The organism is Stenotrophomonas sp. STEN009 (genome assembly GCF_056760395.1).
Window position 1 is genome coordinate 40,957 of sequence record NZ_JBRRES010000019.1, and the last position, 17,449, is coordinate 58,405.

General features: G+C 64.5%; 17 protein-coding genes. 7 read left to right on the plus strand and 10 right to left on the minus strand.

Translation table 11 applies throughout. The features are described 5' to 3' along the window. Positions 1-349: 349 nt before the first annotated feature. The gene (locus tag ACVOMM_RS10705; protein ID WP_180877061.1) at positions 350-865 is read right to left on the minus strand and encodes a hypothetical protein; all 516 of its coding nucleotides are present in this window, start codon (positions 863-865) and stop codon (positions 350-352) included. Further along, positions 862-2,052 (minus strand): PAAR domain-containing protein, encoded by a 1,191-nt coding sequence (locus ACVOMM_RS10710; RefSeq protein ID WP_481526218.1) that lies wholly within the window; start codon positions 2,050-2,052, stop codon positions 862-864. Before ACVOMM_RS10710 ends, ACVOMM_RS10705 begins: the two co-directional genes overlap by 4 nt. A 515-nt stretch (positions 2,053-2,567) precedes the next feature. Between ACVOMM_RS10710 and ACVOMM_RS10715 the strand changes: the two genes are divergently transcribed. After that, entirely contained in the window at positions 2,568-2,975 is a 408-nt protein-coding gene (locus ACVOMM_RS10715; protein ID WP_053517843.1) for a hypothetical protein, read from the plus strand. A 109-nt stretch (positions 2,976-3,084) separates the two neighbouring features. Continuing rightward, positions 3,085-3,516 (plus strand): hypothetical protein, encoded by a 432-nt coding sequence (locus ACVOMM_RS10720; protein ID WP_193396701.1) that lies wholly within the window; start codon positions 3,085-3,087, stop codon positions 3,514-3,516. Here ACVOMM_RS10720 and ACVOMM_RS10725 read toward each other — a convergent pair. After that, positions 3,513-4,157: a hypothetical protein gene (locus ACVOMM_RS10725; protein ID WP_481526219.1), complete on the minus strand. Its 645-nt coding sequence runs from the start codon at positions 4,155-4,157 to the stop codon at positions 3,513-3,515. The genes ACVOMM_RS10720 and ACVOMM_RS10725 overlap by 4 nt on opposite strands. Positions 4,158-4,326: 169 nt before the next feature. Here ACVOMM_RS10725 and ACVOMM_RS10730 point away from each other — a divergent pair, with 169 nt between their 5' ends. From ACVOMM_RS10730 to ACVOMM_RS10740, 3 genes are read left to right on the plus strand one after another with little or no spacing between them, the layout of a single operon-like run. Next, positions 4,327-5,379, plus strand: a complete 1,053-nt coding sequence (locus ACVOMM_RS10730; RefSeq protein WP_197601017.1) for a DUF6932 family protein — start codon at positions 4,327-4,329, stop codon at positions 5,377-5,379. After that, entirely contained in the window at positions 5,379-6,203 is an 825-nt protein-coding gene (locus ACVOMM_RS10735; RefSeq protein ID WP_481526220.1) for a Fic family protein, read from the plus strand. The genes ACVOMM_RS10730 and ACVOMM_RS10735 overlap by 1 nt, the downstream gene beginning before the upstream one ends. After that, positions 6,203-8,407 (plus strand): peptidase domain-containing ABC transporter, encoded by a 2,205-nt coding sequence (locus ACVOMM_RS10740; RefSeq protein ID WP_065176244.1) that lies wholly within the window; start codon positions 6,203-6,205, stop codon positions 8,405-8,407. Before ACVOMM_RS10735 ends, ACVOMM_RS10740 begins: the two co-directional genes overlap by 1 nt. Before the next feature lie 111 nt (positions 8,408-8,518). On the opposite strand, the gene ACVOMM_RS10745 is transcribed toward ACVOMM_RS10740, so the two are convergent. From ACVOMM_RS10745 to ACVOMM_RS10775, 7 genes are all read right to left on the minus strand, one after another. Beyond that, a complete protein-coding gene (locus ACVOMM_RS10745; RefSeq protein ID WP_445394334.1) occupies positions 8,519-9,076 on the minus strand; it encodes a hypothetical protein in 558 nt (185 codons plus the stop codon). Next, on the minus strand, positions 9,073-9,945 hold the full coding sequence (locus ACVOMM_RS10750; protein ID WP_481526221.1) for a hypothetical protein: 873 nt from the start codon (positions 9,943-9,945) through the stop codon (positions 9,073-9,075). The genes ACVOMM_RS10745 and ACVOMM_RS10750 overlap by 4 nt, the downstream gene beginning before the upstream one ends. Before the next feature lie 220 nt (positions 9,946-10,165). Beyond that, complete coding sequence (locus tag ACVOMM_RS10755; protein ID WP_481526222.1) at positions 10,166-11,443, minus strand: HlyD family secretion protein; 1,278 nt, start codon at positions 11,441-11,443, stop codon at positions 10,166-10,168. Positions 11,444-11,491: 48 nt separating this feature from the next. After that, positions 11,492-12,781, minus strand: a complete 1,290-nt coding sequence (locus ACVOMM_RS10760; protein ID WP_481526223.1) for a retropepsin-like aspartic protease — start codon at positions 12,779-12,781, stop codon at positions 11,492-11,494. Positions 12,782-12,849: 68 nt separating this feature from the next. Further along, positions 12,850-13,404 carry a hypothetical protein gene (locus tag ACVOMM_RS10765; protein WP_164972387.1) on the minus strand — a complete coding sequence of 185 codons (555 nt, stop codon included), beginning with the start codon at positions 13,402-13,404 and terminating at the stop codon, positions 12,850-12,852. Between the two features lie 638 nt (positions 13,405-14,042). Then, complete coding sequence (locus ACVOMM_RS10770) at positions 14,043-15,362, minus strand: retropepsin-like aspartic protease (protein ID WP_081279812.1); 1,320 nt, start codon at positions 15,360-15,362, stop codon at positions 14,043-14,045. Between the two features lie 49 nt (positions 15,363-15,411). Beyond that, on the minus strand, positions 15,412-16,029 hold the full coding sequence (locus ACVOMM_RS10775) for a hypothetical protein (RefSeq protein ID WP_180877049.1): 618 nt from the start codon (positions 16,027-16,029) through the stop codon (positions 15,412-15,414). A gap of 268 nt (positions 16,030-16,297) precedes the next feature. Here ACVOMM_RS10775 and ACVOMM_RS10780 point away from each other — a divergent pair, with 268 nt between their 5' ends. Both ACVOMM_RS10780 and ACVOMM_RS10785 read left to right on the plus strand, forming a co-directional pair. Continuing rightward, a complete protein-coding gene (locus ACVOMM_RS10780; RefSeq protein ID WP_053517858.1) occupies positions 16,298-16,984 on the plus strand; it encodes a hypothetical protein in 687 nt (228 codons plus the stop codon). Continuing rightward, the gene (locus tag ACVOMM_RS10785; protein ID WP_053517859.1) at positions 16,981-17,403 is read left to right on the plus strand and encodes a hypothetical protein; all 423 of its coding nucleotides are present in this window, start codon (positions 16,981-16,983) and stop codon (positions 17,401-17,403) included. Before ACVOMM_RS10780 ends, ACVOMM_RS10785 begins: the two co-directional genes overlap by 4 nt. The last annotated feature ends 46 nt before the right edge of the window (positions 17,404-17,449 follow it).

Below are 17,449 nucleotides of genomic sequence, written 5' to 3' on the forward strand. Positions count from 1 at the left end.
TTCCCGCGCGCAAAGCTGTGCCGAGTGCAGGCTCTCCATCCAGGCCGTACGGCAGACACTGACCAGGACCCAGCGCAGGCTCGGTAGACCCTTCGCGAAGAAAGATGCGCTGCCAGACAGGCGGATGTCCCTTGCCCACTTCCGTCACTGTCACGCCCGCGATAATCGGCGGGGCCGCACGTGTCTCACGCGTGTCAGGCACGCCAAAACACGGTACGCCATCGTGTGCCTGGATCGTGGCGCGCTGATAGGTTCCCTGTGGCTGTGAACCCGCGGCCATCATTGGCAACAGCAGGAACACCAAGGCCACCGTCTGTCGCATCAACGGGTCACCTCGAAGTGGCATCTGCTACGTGCCGTCTTCGCGTACGGGTGGCGGTCCGGACGAGAGTGCAGTCGCGCAGTCCGATATGACGGGTTTCATGCTTTTGCCGGCCACGTCCACCATGTGGAAGCAGGCACTGAACACACGCGCCTGTGCTTCATTCTTCTTGCCCGGCGTGCCAGGTGTGCGCCCCCATATCTCCACCTGGTAGCGCTTGCCCGGCCGCAGCGCGGGGGCGGATGCCGCGCCCTCGCCGTAGGTGAGGCACTGGCTGGGGGGCAGCGCAGGTTCGGTTGTGCCCTCGCGCAGAAAATCATGTTCCCATAGCGGGGTGCCGCCGGTGCCCACTTCCATCACGGACACGCCAGTGACAAGGGGGGCGTTGACGCGCGTTTCATGGGTATCGGGCACGCCGAAGCAGGGCACACCCTCACGGCTCTGTATCGTCGCCTGCTGGTAGCGACCGGCTGGCGAGGAGCAGCTGGCCATCATCGGCAGGAGCAGCCCCAGCAGAGCCACCGGCAGTTGTAGTCGCATCATCGGGTCGTCCTCGGGAGGTTGTCCTTGCTGCTGCGGTCGGCCAGGAACTGGGAGAGCGCGCGCTCGAGTTGTGCGCCGATGCCAGCCGTCGCGCGATAACGCGTGTTGTTCATGCTCGACTGTGAGCCACGGAACGTGACGAGGAAGTAGTCCGCCAGAATGTCACCCTGGGCCTCCATGTTGTAGTCATGCAGCAGCCGCGTCTCGTCAAGCACGTAGTCGTAGCTCATGTTCGGCCGGGGTGCCCGCACCAGCTTGACGTTGTAGCCAAGCTGATACTGCCAGACGTGGGCCATCTCATGGATGAAGAACGCCTGGAATCTCACGGTATCCAGCGAGTAATCCTCCCGATAGATACCCTTCGGGAAGTACATCTGCCCGTTGGGCGTCACGGCGGTGTCCTTGTCCTGGAAGCCGAAGAACATCCAGTAGCCGTGGTTATGGACTTTCACGGTGCTGTAGTCGACTGCATCGCCGAACACCAGGCGTGCCATTTCGATCTCGCCGGCGGTCATGGCGCGTTCGTGACCAGGCGCACTGACCTGTACCACGGAGGTGCCCATGCCCTCGGCGGTGGTCACCACACCGTCCACATCGAACACTTCCGCCTCGTCGGTGCTGGCCGGTGCCGTACGCGCACAGCAGCCGGTCGGCTGTGTCGGCGGGCGCAGTTCGGCACGCACGATGGCCTGGCTCTGCGCGGTCGATACCCGCGCCGTCTCGCCCTGCGCATTGGTGGTGCCGGAAAGGATCTGCCCATCGGCCAGATGCAGCGTGTACGGCACCTCGGCCAACGGTGCGCCCTGCAGGCCGAGAAAACGGATGGCCTGATCGAACGCGGTGGGCAGTGCGCGCGCCAGCTGTGCGGCCGTGCTGGCGACCGCGGCCGCCTTGCCGGCACCGCCTGCGGCCCCGCCGCCGCCACCACCCCCTCCGCCCCCCGTGACATGCACCACGGCCTGCTGGCTGGACAACACCCGGCAGCCGCAGGCGAGCGCGCTGCCGTGCAACGCCACCGGCTGGCCGTCCACCATCAAGGTGGCATCGCCTTCAACAATTGGAAAGACGCCTTTATGCAGGGTAGGGCAGGTCGCCTTGTCGCTGACCCGCGCGACGCCGATGCCGTCGATGTCGGTTTCACTTGAGGCCGTGATGACCCGTCCGCCGCTGGAGGTCGGGTCCCCCATCACAATCCAGTTCCGTCCCATGGTTCGCTTCCATTGCAGACCAGGGCTCCATGATGCGCCGGTTCAGGTCGGGTTGGCTGAATAGGCGGCGAGGCGGATGGCAGGCCGCACTGTGTCGCGACCCGCCGTGGTGCTGCGGGTTCTGGATCAACGCAGGCGTGCCTCGGTCAGCGGCGTCGAGTGAAGACGGTCACAAGTTGATGTTTCACTCGCGGCGCTCTGTCGCGTGCTGCGCCAAATGCCGCATCTGCCTCTTTTCCAGAGGCCGCGCAGGGCAAACGATGGCCGCGCCAAGGCACCCGCCCTGGCCGGGATTGGCGTCCCGAACATACGTTGTCCGTCGAGTCGCGGTTGCACCTCCCATTGCAATCACGACAATGCACCGTCTGCCAGTTCATGGCGGACGGTGTGTGGGGATCTTTTGATCCGCCGGCATTGGACAATGTATCCGGCACGCCAACCCGCACCGTCCGCCACCTTGCCTTTGCGGGTGGCCCACCTGTGAGGTTGCCGCCATGCCTGATCTGCGCCCCGACTATCCCCGCCTGCACGCCCTGCTCGGCGATGCGCTGCGTGATCTTCCCGACGCCCTTGCTGAAAAGATGGAAGACGCCCTCAGCGATGCCGCCGCGTCCTCGCCACCGTCCGCGTTCTTCACCCATCTGCTGGGCCATGGCAGGAACCTGCGCGCGGATGGCCAGCCCTGGACCGAAACCCGCCTCAGCCCGGGGCGTGCGTTCGATCTGGCCCTGGCGACCCGATGCGCATCCGGTATCACCGCGCTGACGGCAGTGCTGCAGGCATCCCACGTGGCCCGGGAAAACGACGATCCCGACTGTTATCCCTCGGCGGCGCTGGTCCATGGCATGTTCGACGCCTGCCATGCGCTGTCGATGCAGATCGAGCGCTGCCTCGTTCCCTGAGCCGCCTGTTGTCCCTCACGCCTCGTTTGCATTTCCGCCGTCCGCCATTGCTAAGGTCGCTGCGCACCCCGAACAGGAACCTGCAATGACCCGGATGTCCTCGCTCACGCTGCTCGCACTCTGCCTCGCCCCCACGCTGGCCTTCGCCCAGTCCGATCGCGAGGTGGCCGAACACATGGTCACCCGCGCCGCCAATGTCTGCCCCGGCCACAGCGCCGAGCGCACCACGCCCACGGTGAAGAAGGTCCCGGTCGGCGCGCTGCGGGTGATGCTGGATCGTGGCCTGGTGATGTGCCCGGACCGGCGCCTGGACGCCAGCGCGCCGGCCGTGTTCTACGGCCGGGTAGGTGTGTTCGGCTGGAACCCGGACGTTCCAGCGGCAGCGACCGTGGTCATCGGCCAGATCGACGCGATGACGCGCAAGGACGAGTACCCGGTGGAAACCCTGGTGTGGGATGCCCAGGGCAGGGCGCTGAGCCAGCAGACCGTGCCGGCCTTCGAGCCGCGCCCTGGCGCCGCGGTGCTGTACAAGGTCCGCTAGGGCGCCATCGGAGGCGCGGTCTCCGGCACCAGCGTGAACCGGTAGCGGTTCTCGTAAAGCTTTACTTCCAGCTGCGTCCGGCCGCGCCGTTCGAGGGTGTACAGCTTGCCGGCCCAGGGACTGCCCAGGGCCGTGATCGGATTGATGTTGCCCAGCCGGCTGGCGTCCAGATGCACCACGACGCGGTCGTCCAGGTACGCCACCTTCACCGTGCTGAAGAACGTGGCGTACTGGCCGCTGGTCATCGCGGCATAGCCGGACAGCTCCGGGTGCGCCACCAGGAAGGCGAACTGCGTGCTGAAGTCGATACCGGAAAGATCCGGCGCGCGGTACTGCGATTGCCGGGCCCACGCAGCGTCGGTGCTGTCCAGCGCATCGGCGGAGGTGATGGGGAAGAACTGGAGATCCATGTAACCGGGGCCGTTGCCATCGACGCGGGCCTGCCCGCCTTCCACCGAAGCCGACGAGACCAGGTTCGGGTAGGCCAGCGCCGGCAGCCCGCTGACACGGAACTCGCTGTGCGCCTGCACCTCCTGCGGTGGGTTGAAGAACTCGCCGACCTTCTCGCTCTGGCAGGCCGAGAGCAGGGCCAGCAGGGCCAGCGGCGACGCGCGTCCGAGCGCGGAACGGGGGTGGATCATGCGATGTGCCTCATCCTTGGGGGACGACAGTAGACCACGCTCTGCGGCAGCGGTACTGGTCCGACGCATTGGGCTGCCTGTTCAGGCATGTATTTGCGGGGCTGCGTGCACAAGCCCGACGCGTGGATATGCTAGCGTTGAGACGTTCCACCGTTGGCCTGGATGCCTGATGAACTACGCTGAATGGATTCGCGAACAGCACGCTCGCAGTGTGGCGGCCGAGCAGATCGCTGAGGCCGCGCTGGACGGGCCGGCACTGTGTGCTGGCGACACCGAAAGCCTTGCGCCGCTGCTGCGGGGAGTGAGCCAGCTGCTGGCGGTGCCGGTGGCCGATGTGCAGATTGTCGGCTCGGCCCGCTTCGGCTTTTCGCTGCGCGATGGCGCGGCTTTCGATCCCGCGTTTTCCGATCTGGATCTGGCCATCGTCAACGCCGGGTTGTATCAGCGGTGCTCGGCGCCGACGGCGGCGTCGGCCGATGCTGCCCGCTTCCCGGAGCGTGATTTCCCCGCCGACGAGCGCATCGCAGTGCGCAAGGCATTCGATGCGCTTTCACTTTCAGTGGCCGACCGCTTCGCCTACGTCTCGGTCGCGGTGTTCCCGGACCAGGCCGCGCTGGTGCGCGCACAGGCAGGGCGCATCCGTGCCTACCTGGGCGTTGCGGGCCCGGCGCCCGCTGCCCGGCCGGCCGGTGCCGCGCCCGCCGGCGCCGTGGAAACCCCCTTCCAGCACATCGTGGATGCGGGCCTGCCGCAGTACCTGCTGCCCATCGCTGCCAGTACACCGGGCAATGCCTCCCCCTGGCTGGCCGACCGTGCGGCCTTCGAGCGCGCGTTCGGCGGCAGCAGCCTGCGTCGGGTGCGGCTGGCGGCGCTGGGGCGCGCACTCGCCGACCTGGCGCAGGTGGTGCAGGTGCACTGCTGTCTGGTGGGCGGCAGCTTCGTGGACGTCTCCAATGCCGTGCCGAACGATCTGGACATCGTGGTGTTCTACAGTGCGCGGGCAGACGTCCGCTTCGAGCCGGGGCGTGCGCTGCAGCGGCTGACCCGCAAATTCCTGCTTGAACACATCGACATGCGCTTCGTGCCGTGCGACGCCGAGCCGTGGCTGATGGTCAAGCTGACCTCGTACTTCACCCAGTTGTATCAATCGCGCCGGCCGGGCACGGACGCGCGCGAACATGGCCTGGTGCTGTTGCTGCCGGGTACCGGGACGGGGCAGTGATGACCGCACGCCTCGCCACCGCGCCCACGGATGCCCCCGTCGCCACCGAACGGGGGCTGATGCCGCTGCCGCCGCCGCCGCCGTCCCCGGCGCTGGCAGAGCGGCTGCAGGCGTGCAACCTCATGCTGCCCGCGCTGCTGCCCTGCGCGCAGCCCTGCGAAACGCTGTGGTCCCATCGCGGGCATCCGCGGCTGCGGGCGGCGGTGCAGCAGCTGCGCCATCCGCTGTCGGCGCACATGCAGATGCCGGCGTTCGATCTGGCCGCGCTGGCTGCGGCGGAGGCGGCCGAGGCCGACGTCTATCGGCAGTGGCACCGCACCGTGCACGGGCCGCTGTCGATGGCCGATGTGCAGCGCTTCGTCTCGCTCAGCACCGGCGGTGACGGCGCGCTGCGTAGCGGGCCGGTATGGATCCGCGCCCGTGATGGGCGCGCGCAGCTGCCGATGGTGCCGGCCCTGCAGGGGGCCGCGCGTTGGGACGAGCTGCTGCGGCAGCGGGCCGCGCCCGCTCCGGCTGAGGGCCTGCGGTCTGCGGTGCAGCTGCTGGCGCTGGCCAACAATGCGCATGCCTTTGCCGACGGCAATGGCCGGCTGGGGCGCGCGCTGTTCAATTTCTGCCTGCACCGCGCCGGGCTTCCGCAGGCCTGCTTCATCCCGCTGAAGGTGCTGACGGTGCTGTCCCGTGGCGGCTACGAAGTGCGCCTGCGCGAGGCGGAGCTGTACGGTCGCTGGGAAGGGCTGTACGCCTGGCACTGCACGGCAATCGAGTTGTATGCATGGCTGGGACAGCAGCCGGCCATGCCCGACCGGAACGAGGATGTCTGATGTTCAACAAGCGCTATTGGCGGGTGCAGTCTGAAGTGAGCGAATGCGGGCTGGCATGCCTGGCGATCTGCTCGTCCATGCTGGGCGCGGATCTGGAAATGAGCGAGCTGCGGCGCAAGTACCACAACTCCCAGCGCGGTGTGGACCTGAACCAGCTGATCGCGCTGGCCAGCGCGCTGGACATGCAGTGCCGGCCGGTGCGCTGCGAGCCCAGCGATCTGCAGCATCTGGGCACGCCGGCCATCCTGCACTGGAAGCTCAATCATTTCGTGGTGCTGGAGAAGGTCTCACGCGGCCGCTACCACATCATCGACCCGGCCCATGGCTCGCTGTCCTTCAGCGAAGCGGAGCTTTCCCAAGCCTTCACCGGCATCGCGGTGGAGGTCAGTTCCTCGCCCAGCTTCCGGCCGCGCAAGCAGCGTTCGCCGCTCAACATCTGGTCGATGATCCGCTTCAAGGGCGGCGTCGGCACCGCGCTGTTCCATACGCTGGTCTATACGCTGCTGCTGCAGGGCTTCGTGCTGTTGTCACCGTTCTTCATGCAGCTGGCTGTGGACGAGGGTGTGCTGCGCGGCGACCGGGGCTTCCTGATGGCGCTCGCACTGGGGTTCGGTGCAGTGGCCGTGTTCAACAGCCTGGCCGAGGCGCTGCGCGGGGTCACGCTGCAGCGGGCGTCGGCGTTGATGGGCTGGGACATGAGCCGGCGCCTGTTCCATCATCTGGTCAGCCTGCCGCTGACCTGGTTCCACCGGCGTCGTCTGGCCGATGCGCTGTCGCGGATGGAGTCGATCGACCCGATCCGCCAGCTGATCGCCAACGGACTCATCGGCGCACTGCTGGACGGTGTGCTGGCGCTGGGCATCATCGTGCTGATGTTCGTCTACTCGCCGCTGATGAGTCTGGTCGCACTGACTGCGTTGGGGCTGTACGTACTGATGCGGGTGGCCGCCATCCCGATGTCGATGAAGATGGGCATGGCCAGTCTGCAGGCGAACATCGCCGAGCGCGGGACGCGCATCGAAACGCTGCGCGCGATGCAGTCGATCAAGACCATGGGCGGCGAGTTCTCGCGCGAATCGATCTGGGCCAACAAGTACGCCGATCTGGTGCGTGCTTCGTTGAACAGCGCCAACCTGCAGATTGGCATCGGCGCGGGGCGCACCCTGCTTGATGGCCTCAGCCTGGTGGCCATCGTCTACATCGGCGCCCAGGCGGTACTGGCCAACACGCTGACAGTAGGCGCGCTGTATGCCTTCGTGGCCTACCGGCAGCAGCTGAGCAACCGGCTGACCACGCTGGTGGACCAGTGCATCGCCTGGCGCCTGACCGAGCTGCATTCGGACCGCATTGCCGATATTGCCCTCAGTCCCAGCGAAGAGGGCTTCAGCAAGGATCCTTCGGCGTCGGACAGCATGGAGGGGCACATCCAGCTGCGTTCGGTGTACTTCCAGTACTCGGCACAGGAAGCGCCGGCGCTGAAGGACATCAACCTGGCCATTGCGCCGGGCGAGTTCGTGGCCATCACCGGCCCGTCCGGCTGTGGCAAGAGCACGCTGGTGAAGGTGCTGACCGGGCTGTACCCGCCCAGCGCCGGCGAGCTGCTCTATGACGGGCTGAACATCGCCAGCTGGGGGCCGCGCGTGGTCCGTCAGCGGATGGGCGTGGTGATGCAGGATGATGAGCTGTTGACCGGTTCGATCGTGGAGAACGTGACTTTCTTCGCCGAGCGCCCGGACATCGCGCTGGTCTGGCAGTGCCTGGAAATGGCGGCAGTGAAGGAGGATGTGCAGCGCATGCCGATGCAGCTGGAAACGCTGGTGGGCGACATGGGCTCGACCCTCTCCGGTGGCCAGAAGCAGCGCCTGCTGCTGGCCCGCGCGCTGTACCGCAAGCCCAGCATCCTGGTGCTGGATGAGGCCACCGCGAACCTGGACGTGGCGCGCGAGAGCCGCATCTACCAGGCGCTGGCGCAGCTGGATATCACCCGCATCCTGATCACCCACCGCCCCGACACCATGCGCCTGGCCGACCGTCTGGTGCGCATCGATCAGGGCAGGGTGGTGGGCGATACCCGCAAGCCCACCGCAGCGGCGCCCACAGCAGCGCCGACCGTCAACCTCATTCCTGCCGTCGTTTCGCCGCCAGCAGTGGCTCCAGCAGCCAGTCCAGCAGCGAACGCTTCTCCAGAACCAGACAGGCTTTGAGGCGTGCTACAGCCAGGAATGAAACCACGCCGATGCGGGCATCCAACCAGAATTACCGGGCGCCCAGCGCCCGACAATCGCCATCCTTCACTGCACGGTGGGGCGCATATCCTAGCGTGCGGCGCGATAGAAGCTGAGCAGGCACTCGTCGCGGGATCCATCGGTAGTGAAGTGCAGGACAGTCCCGTTGGAACGAAGCTCGTAAGCAGATTCCCTGCTCACTCGTTCAGCGGCTGCATTGTGCGGGTTCGGCGGATACATGAACTGCTCAAGCGCGTATTTTTCCTTCAAGGACGCAGCGGGATAGCAATGACCCTGTTCCAGCTTGGCATAGAAGAAACTGATTCCCTGCACCAGGCGCGGATGGATCCTGAATTCGGTATAGGCGATCCGGTAACCATCGCGGGTCTCGATCGGGCTTGACCTGAAAACGACGGGGTCGGTATTGCTGTTGCCCTGCTGCATGAATTCACGTGCGCCCATGCTTCGGAAGAAATCGAAGCCCAGCGGCCAAGGGGCATCGGCAAGCTTCTGAATCACGTCTTCAAGTGAATTCTCGTTGCTGTCCTTTCCTCGGGCGCCGTCTTCAGCAGATGCCTGGAATGCGAGTGACAGGGTCAAAGACAACAGAGGCAGCAGGAGATGCTTCCGGGAGAGATTGAGGTTCATCGTTCCTGTTCCTGGAAATGGCCACCACCGCCACCACCGCCACCACCGCCACCACCGGGCGAGGGGCTGGGAGCAGGATGGGAACTGTCCCACCAATTTCCGTAGTAGTCCCCATACGAAATGTCATCTTCCCGACCGGGGGTTCCATTGACATCGATGCGCTCACCGTTCCGGTAGATCTCGCCGATCTGGCGTGCGGCGTCATCCCATCCTATATGGCCAGCCGCATAGGAGTCATAAATCGAACCATAGGTTCCGGCATTTGCAATGTCAGCCGGGAGGTTCATCGATATGCCTTGCGCCGCCAACTCGCGCTGAACAGCCATGCTGTACATCGTCGCTTCGCCCTCGGTCCTCAGACCCATCTGGATGGCTGCGTCCCTTGACATGGATGAAGTCCACTGCCCGTCGAATGTGGAGTGGCCAAGCTCATGTGTCAGCTGTGCGATAGAGTCAGCGACATCAGGATAAGTCTTGATGTAAAGGGTCTTGCTAGAGTAGTCGGTTCGGGAATGGCCGTCGGTCCACGCAATGGAGAATCCATAGTAGTTCTTGGCCAGTTGAACCAATCCCTCAAGCGTTGGGGACTTGTTGACAATGGCGTCCACGGCTTCACCGAGTGACGTTACCGTGTACTGATCCAAAGGATTGGGGGCGTCACCACCACCGCCACCGCCACCGCCGCCTTGATCCCCCGGACCAGTGTCATATGGATCATCGAAGTTTGGGGGATCAATGTCGAACCATCCGTCATCCCCTCCAGGCGGTCTTACCTCGATTGTTCCAAGATCGTTGGTGTCAACCTGGGCACCACCAGAAATAAGCGCAAGCTCTTCAACGGAAAGTGGACGGATACCAGTCTTCAACATGAACAAATCCCTTGCCAGACGTTGGATGGTTGATAGCTACGGTGCATCAGATCATTCTGAGTAAGCGCGCTGCTTGTAACCCTTGGATGAACATCCACCAAGGGGCCTGCGAGCATAGCAATTTTCCCACGCGATGAAGTCGCCCACTGGGAGCGAACTCATCGCCCGCTCTGCGCGAAGCGTGGGCATTGCAGTTCCGCGACAGCGCCGACCGTCAACCTCATTCCTGCCGTCGTTTCGCCGCCAGCAGTGGCTCCAGCAGCCAGTCCAGCAGCGAACGCTTCTCCAGAACCAGATCGGCTTTGAGGCGCATGCCCGGGGTCAGTGCCAGCGCCTTGCCATAGGCCTGCATCTGCTGGTCGTCCAGCGCGGCCAGCAGGCGGTACTGGCTTTCCACGGCCTGCAGGTCGGCGGGCAGTTCCTCTGGTGATGTCGGTGAGCGCGCGATCTTGACGATCCGGGCGCGGCCGACGCCGAACTTCTGGTAGGGGAAGGCGTCGTACATCAGCCGCACGTCGGTGCCGACATTGACGAAGGCGATGGCCGAGGAGGGCACCCACAGCTCGGCGAACAGCTGCGAGCCTTCCGGCATCATCACCCCGAGCGTGCGCCCGGCGGTGACCGTGGCGCCCGGCTTGGCCTGCAGCCAGGTGACCTGCCCGGCGGACTGCGCCACCAGATTGAACTGCGTGCCCAGCTTGTAGTTGATCGCCTTCTCGCGCGCGCCCAGCAGTTCGGACAGCGCGGTGGCGCGGTTGGCGTCACGCTCGGCCTTGAGGCGGCCCAGCTCGTGCCGCATCTGCTCGTGCTCCTGTTCCAGTTGGGCAATGCGCGTCTGCACTTCGGCCACCGATTGGCGCACGTTCAGTACCCGCACCTCCGCGTCGCGGTACTGCAGTTCGGATACCAGCTTGTCCGCGCGCAGGCGGCCCAGGTCGTGCACGGTCTTCTCGGCGATGGCCTGCTGTTGCTGGTACAGCGTGACGTTGTCACGCAGTACCGAAAGCTGGCGGGTGGTGCCCAGCATGCGCTCGCGGATGCCGGCCTCCTGGCTTTTCAGGGATGCTTCGGTGGCGCGTTCGCGATCGACCGACGCCTGGGTGAGGCGCTCGGCCATGCCAGACAGGGTGGCACCGGTGCTTTCGCCGGTGTCGATCACCGAATCCACCGAGACGCTGACGATGGGGTCGCCCTGGCGGACCTTCGCGCCTTCCTCCACATGCACGTTGCTGACGATGCCCGAGCGCTGGCTGATGATCGGCAACAGGCCGCGCGAGGGGACCAGCGCACCGGATACGGTTTCCTTGCGCGGGAACGAGGTGGTCACCAGGAACAGTACCGCCAGGCCCAGCAGCGCAACCACGAAGCCGGTGGCCAGCCACATGCCGACACCCGGTGCCTGCACCGGTGAGCCGAAGCGCTGCGTGGCGGCCTCGATCGCTTCGTTGCGGAACAGCGGAATCACATCCGCCGTCTCATCCTTTCTGGCTGGTTCCATGTGGCCTGCGGTGCCGCGTCGTTGCGGAGAGTGGGATGGGTAGGGACATCATCGCGCGATTCGGGGCGCAAGGCAGCCACGGCCACCGGCCACGTCCACGTAGTAGTCGTAATCGTCGCGCAGGCCGAAGCCCACCCGCCAGGAGATCGGGAACACGTTGGCGGGCTGGTCGGAGACCTGGGTCTGCAGGGTGACCGTGCGGCCATTGAACGTGACCGGTGCGGTGGCCTCGGCGTAGCGGACCGGTTGCAGGCCGTGCATCGTCCAGCGGCGTCGCTGCACCAAGCTGGCCTGTGGGTAGGTGGACAGGTCCACGCCGGAGGCTTCCAGTGCGACATCGGTGCCGGTGTCGAGCAGGACGAGCTCGTCGCGCTTGCCGATGCGCATCGGCAGGCGCAGCGAGTACTGGCCGCCCCACAGTGCAGAGGTGGTTGCCAGGGGTTGCCGGCAGGTATCGGCCGGCAGTGTCTTCAGCAGCTCCAGCTCGGTGGGCCGCAGCACCAGCGGACCCAGCCGGTACAGCAGGTCCAGGCCGATGATGTTGAACTCGATCTGGTCGGTGACCGTGAAGGCGACGTTGCTGAAGTGCAGATCGCCCAGCTGCACATCGACCGGAGCGGCCAGGCCGATCGCCACGGTCTGCCCGGGCCGCGAATTGTCGGTGGAGAAGTCGTCGGTCACCGCCAGGCCCATCGCCTGTGCGGCCTTGCGGCTGATATGCGAACGGGTGGCGCCGGTGTCGATGATGAAATCGGAGTCGATGTCGCGCTGCTTTCCATCCTGGCCGCCCCGGATCTTGCCGCGGATGACAGGAACACCGGCCTTGGCCGACAGCGGCAGGCGGGTTCCGGCAGGCGGCGGTGCGGCCAGCGTGGCCGATCGCGGCCATTGGCTGAAGGACTCGAACGCGGGGGCGGTGATGCCGCTTACTTCCTCGCCTGCACGCAGCGACGGCGCGACATGCTGTTGATAGAGCGCGCGGACCTTCTGCATGTCGGCGGCCCAGCCGGCGATGTCGCCTTCCAGCAGACGGTTGCCGGCACGCAGGCTCCGGCACAGGTACATGACCCCCTGGCTCTTTTCGGCCACCACGGCAGCGTCGGCGATACAGGTGTCGGCCCAGCGATTGGACTGGGCGATTTCGCCACGCGTGCGGTGGTAGCCGGCACGTGCGGCCAGCCGTGCCGTGGTATTGGATTTGCCGATCCGCTCCAGGGCCGCGCTGTTGCCCTGCATCACCGCTACGGTGATGCCATGGCTGTCTTCAGCGACCACATCGCGGGCCCCGGCGGGGGCGGCCACGCCCAGTGCGATCACTGCGGACATCAGGAATTTCATTGCCTCAGCTCCTCTGTGACACGTATCGGCCGCCCGGTCTCCCGGGTGGCCGATGTTCCGGTGCAGCGTCAGAACCCGCTGATGACCAGGTTGAACTGGCCGGTGAACGAGTTGGTGTTCGGATCGAACGTCAGGCCGATGTTGAACGACACACCGTTACCGAAGTCCTGGTTGAAGCTGGCGTTGTAGTTGCTCACATTGAAGTGATCGGTGGTCAGGCCCAGGGTGTAGGTCTGGCCTGCATACTGGAAGCTGCCGTTACCGGCCAGGCCCCAGTTGCCATTGGTCAGATTCAGGTTCTCGGTCAGGTTGAAGGTCAGGTTGTAGTCCTGCAAGACCCATGTCTGGGTCGCGCTGGCTACACCGTTGCCATCAATGCTGGCGTTGGAACTGAAGGTGGTCTCGCCACCGCCGTCGCCACCACCACCGCCGCCACCACCACCGCCACCGCCGCCATCGCCCGGATCCCACGGATCGGTCCAGTCCGGCGGATCCGGGTTGGGACCCCAGTCGTCCGGCGGGGTCACATCGACCGGCGGCAGATCGGTGGTGTCCACCTGTGCGCCACCGGAGACCAGTGCACGTTCTTCGGGGGAGAGATCACGAATTCCACTTGCAGACATCTCACAACTCCTTGTTTGTCCGATGCTGAGTACGGATGCGTCGTTGCCGCCTTCATGCGGCGCTCCGACATTTATCACACGAAGTGGACAGTGCTCTGTCAGAAAAATCTGATTCGGACAGAAGGGTGATAAACGACAAAAATGAACGCGCCCTGCGCTTGCTTTCGTTAAGCGGCCGCTTGCTGCGACACGCTAGCCCCCACCGCAGGCACTCAGGCAGCGGTCGCGTATTTCCCCGCACTTGATGTCCGGAAGGCGATTCCGGCAGAAATCCACGCTCGCCTGGCATGATCGACGAAGATCCCTGTCCTGGATTTCTTCGCAGTTGCCACCCCATTGGGATGCCGATCCCAGGCAGCCGCTACTGCTTCCGGCGGAATGACAGCTGGCATAGTGGTCCCGACACTGGTCCATGCATTGGCGTGCAGCCGTGGTTTCACGAACGCCCTGCGCCAGATAGGGGTCGCCATGGCTGCTGCAGGATGCCATCGCAACGACAGCCACGAATACGAGTAGTTTGCTCTGCACTGCAGCAGACCCTTTCAATTGATCGTATCAGGCTCTTCATCATCAGCCGGCTGATTCCATTCTGGCCTGAGTGGCTGTGCTGATGCGGAGATTTCAATCAAGATGCGATATCAGTGTGCCGACTGGGTAGCCCCCAAAGACATCAGGCAGGCCTTGTTTGTGATGAAATCCAGATAGATGGAGACCTTGCGCAGGCTGCCGCCGCCCAGCACATAGCGCGTCTTGCTTGGATGGTTTCCAGTGGATGTGCTCATCTGCAATTCTGCAGAGCCGTCCAAGGTCTGCACAACGGCCTCGCGCACGACCGATGCTCTTCGCTGCTGTCCTTGTACGCCTTGAACAACACTGTGTTGAACTGAACCTGGTGGCAGAGCCACACCGATTGGCAGGGCTTCCATCAACTCGCCACTGTTACCAGTATCCAGCATTGCTTCCTGGCGCTTGCCGTCAACAGTAATGAACAACCTTGGGACGGTCTGCGTACCGCTCAGGTCTGCCGCCGAGAACATCGGGGCGTCGCAGGCCGGAGCGGCAGATCCCTCCGCGAGCACCTGCAGGCCATCCTTGCCGATCAGGACTCGGCCGAGACGAGATAGAACATCGAGGCCAAGAAGGTTCGCAGGAATGCGTTCGCTGACGGATACCAATGGCTGCGAGATGATCAAGGGACCAAACTGGAGGGTCTGCGGCTGGGCCATCCTGCTGCGCTGTTGTGAGTCGCCCAGCACGCCGGACAGCGTGAATCCCTCCATGAGCGGGGGCGCAGTTATCGCCGCGGGATGCACTATGGTCAGTGCCGAGCCGGTGTCGACCAGAACCTCAACAGTCTTTCCGTCAATCTGCAGTTGCGCCATGTTGGGATAAGCGACACGGCCGCCGTCGTGATCCTGGCTGGACGCTACCGTAACCGTTCCTGTGTGCAGGGCGATACGTCCTTGGCCAGATGAATCGACTTTGGGAGCGGGCCGACCGGCCATCGCGGCGTAGTCTGGAATGCGGGTGAATACATCGACATTTCCCAATGTTTTGCCCCGCTTCTCCGCAGCGGCCCGAACGCGCTCCCGCGCCTGCATCGACAGGCGTGCCCATGCAGGCAGGTCACCCGCTACCACCTCGACGCCAGCTCGCAGTGCTCCGCAGACAGTCAGCCCGGCCAGATGCGTAGTCTGCTGCGCCATCTGGATACATTCATCTGACGCTTCGCGGGCTCCAGGAACGTCCAGCAGAACGCGGCGTTCGGCGGCCCTGGCCATCTTCTTTACGACGGTATTGGTTGCATTGACCTGCAGCTGCCGTAGTGCAGCGACATCACCTTGAGCCAGCGCTTGGCTGACCGGCGTGGGGTCGTTGAATATCTGCGTGACGCGGGTTGTCTCAGCGGCACCAGCACAGGATGAAACGAGCAGCAATGCAAGTAAAAGGGGACGCATGGGACTCCAGATGGATGCCGCGTCCGCGGACGCGGCATCCCAAGAGGGATCAAGGACTCTTGTTGTAGAGGAACTGGGCTTCGCCCTTTATGTCGTTGTCCGCTGAGTTGTAGATCAGGTTGATCTGAAAGCCGAAGCCGGCGCCGATATCCCAGTAGTAACCACCATTGACGGTGGAGGTCCAGGAACCTTCGTTCAGCTGCCACTTGAGAAGACTGCCATCGTTGCCGACGAAATCCAATGTGCCCTTGCCGTCCTTGAAGGTGCCGTCGGTGTTGAACTTCAGCTCGGTGCTGACCGTCCACTGGCCGAATTCATTGGGAATCGGGTAGGTCAACACCGCTTTGTTGAAGCCCGGCTCGCCATTCTCGCCCGGCGTGTAGGTCAGCTTGCTTTCAAAAGGCTTGACATCGATGAAGGTGAAGTCCGGCTGTCCGTCACCGTCACCACCGCCGTCGCCACCACCACCACCACCACCGCCGCCACCGCCGCCGCCGCCATCGCCCGGATCCCACGGATCAGGCCAGTCCGGCGGATCCGGGTTGGGACCCCAGTCGTCCGGTGGGGTCACATCGACCGGCGGCAGATCGGTGGTGTCCACCTGCGCGCCACCGGAGACCAGTGCGCGTTCTTCGGGGGAGAGATCACGAACTCCACTTGCAGACATCTCACAACTCCTTGTTTGTCCGATGCAGATTACGGATGCGTCGTTGCCGCCTTCATGCGGCCCTCGGACATTTATCACACGAAGTGGACAGTGCTCTGTCAGAAAAATCTGATTCGGACGGAAGGGTGATAGACGATAAAAATGAACGCGCATCGCACTTGCGCAACGACGATTCTTCATCTTGACGTAATGCGAATGTGCTATTTGACCTTCACGCAGTTGCTGCGCTAAACACCACACCTCACGCTCGAAGCAAGGAGTTGCACGCATGCAGGAAAATGGAATTCGCGAGCTGTCGCTGGAAGAGCTCGCACTGGTCTCTGGCGGTGCGCAGATGGACACCACCGATCTGCCGCCGGTGGATGCGTTGCCGCCGGATGACGGCGGCTGGCCGGATATCGATCCGCCAGACTGGACCGATCCGTGGGACCCGGGCGATGGCGGTGGTGGCGGCGGTGGCGGTGGCGAAGCGCCGCCGAGCGCGTATGAGCAGGTCGATGGACAGGCTGACACCGTCGCGCGTGAGGTGGAGGCACTGATCAAGGCCGATCCGGGTTATCAGAGCCAGGAGCTGGGCACGGTGATCTACCGCGACGCAGTGACCGGTGAAATCAAGACCAGCCCACTGGCGCGCGGTGATGCCAGCAACCCCGGGGCCATCAGCTATCCGCTGCTGGAGTGGGGCATCTCGCCGGGCCAGGTGGTGGGCATCATCCATTCCCATCCGGCCGGGGTCTTCCCGTCGGAGACGCATGAGGTCAACAAGTACCCGTCCGACAACCGCACCGTTGGCGGCGTGGCCTATGAGGGCGGGGACTGGGGTGTGGCCGATCTGCTGCGCGACAACGGCATGAATGCCGAAGAGTTCCGCTACTACATCATCGGGCCCGACGGTGTGACCCGTGAGTATGATTTCAACGACCGCGATGCGGAAACGCTGGGTACGACGCTATGAAGATAGAGGCCGCATGGGCGGTGGCCGTTCTGGCCGTGGGCGCAGCAGCCTGTGCGCCGGTGGCGCGTGCCGATTCGCCAGGGCTGGCGGTGCTGCGCAGCGAAGATGGACTGCCTGCGAACCGCTACACCTCGCAACACCAGATGAGTTGTGGCAGCCGCGTGTTCGAGCTCGTGGTGGAATCGCCGGGTCCGGTCAGGTTGACTGGCCTGAAGGTGGATGGCGTCGCGGTTCCTGCCGCGCAGCTGCAGGCCATCAATGCACAGGTACCGGAGCGCTCCTGGTTCCAGGGCATCGCCTCGTCCTGCACGTCGGCCCGCCAGTCGCTGACCCTTCAGCTGTCATCGCCGCAGGGGGCAGTGACCATCCCGCTTTCGTTCAAGGATGGCGTGCTGGTGCCGGCGGCACCCGCCCGGTAACGCAGGTGCTGCAGGCTGCCGGCCCCTGCGCGGGGCCGGCAGCGCG

Excerpts from the sequence above, each read along its gene's own strand:
- ACVOMM_RS10705 (WP_180877061.1), bottom strand. The coding sequence starts at position 865 with ATGATGCGACTACAACTGCCGGTGGCTCTGCTGGGGCTGCTCCTGCCG.
- ACVOMM_RS10710 (WP_481526218.1), bottom strand. The coding sequence starts at position 2,052 with ATGGGGGACCCGACCTCCAGCGGCGGACGGGTCATCACGGCCTCAAGT.
- ACVOMM_RS10715 (WP_053517843.1), top strand. The coding sequence starts at position 2,568 with ATGCCTGATCTGCGCCCCGACTATCCCCGCCTGCACGCCCTGCTCGGC.
- ACVOMM_RS10725 (WP_481526219.1), bottom strand. The coding sequence starts at position 4,157 with ATGATCCACCCCCGTTCCGCGCTCGGACGCGCGTCGCCGCTGGCCCTG.
- ACVOMM_RS10730 (WP_197601017.1), top strand. The coding sequence starts at position 4,327 with ATGAACTACGCTGAATGGATTCGCGAACAGCACGCTCGCAGTGTGGCG.
- ACVOMM_RS10735 (WP_481526220.1), top strand. The coding sequence starts at position 5,379 with ATGACCGCACGCCTCGCCACCGCGCCCACGGATGCCCCCGTCGCCACC.
- ACVOMM_RS10740 (WP_065176244.1), top strand. The coding sequence starts at position 6,203 with ATGTTCAACAAGCGCTATTGGCGGGTGCAGTCTGAAGTGAGCGAATGC.
- ACVOMM_RS10745 (WP_445394334.1), bottom strand. The coding sequence starts at position 9,076 with ATGAACCTCAATCTCTCCCGGAAGCATCTCCTGCTGCCTCTGTTGTCT.
- ACVOMM_RS10750 (WP_481526221.1), bottom strand. The coding sequence starts at position 9,945 with ATGTTGAAGACTGGTATCCGTCCACTTTCCGTTGAAGAGCTTGCGCTT.
- ACVOMM_RS10755 (WP_481526222.1), bottom strand. The coding sequence starts at position 11,443 with ATGGAACCAGCCAGAAAGGATGAGACGGCGGATGTGATTCCGCTGTTC.
- ACVOMM_RS10760 (WP_481526223.1), bottom strand. The coding sequence starts at position 12,781 with ATGAAATTCCTGATGTCCGCAGTGATCGCACTGGGCGTGGCCGCCCCC.
- ACVOMM_RS10765 (WP_164972387.1), bottom strand. The coding sequence starts at position 13,404 with ATGTCTGCAAGTGGAATTCGTGATCTCTCCCCCGAAGAACGTGCACTG.
- ACVOMM_RS10770 (WP_081279812.1), bottom strand. The coding sequence starts at position 15,362 with ATGCGTCCCCTTTTACTTGCATTGCTGCTCGTTTCATCCTGTGCTGGT.
- ACVOMM_RS10775 (WP_180877049.1), bottom strand. The coding sequence starts at position 16,029 with ATGTCTGCAAGTGGAGTTCGTGATCTCTCCCCCGAAGAACGCGCACTG.
- ACVOMM_RS10780 (WP_053517858.1), top strand. The coding sequence starts at position 16,298 with ATGCAGGAAAATGGAATTCGCGAGCTGTCGCTGGAAGAGCTCGCACTG.
- ACVOMM_RS10785 (WP_053517859.1), top strand. The coding sequence starts at position 16,981 with ATGAAGATAGAGGCCGCATGGGCGGTGGCCGTTCTGGCCGTGGGCGCA.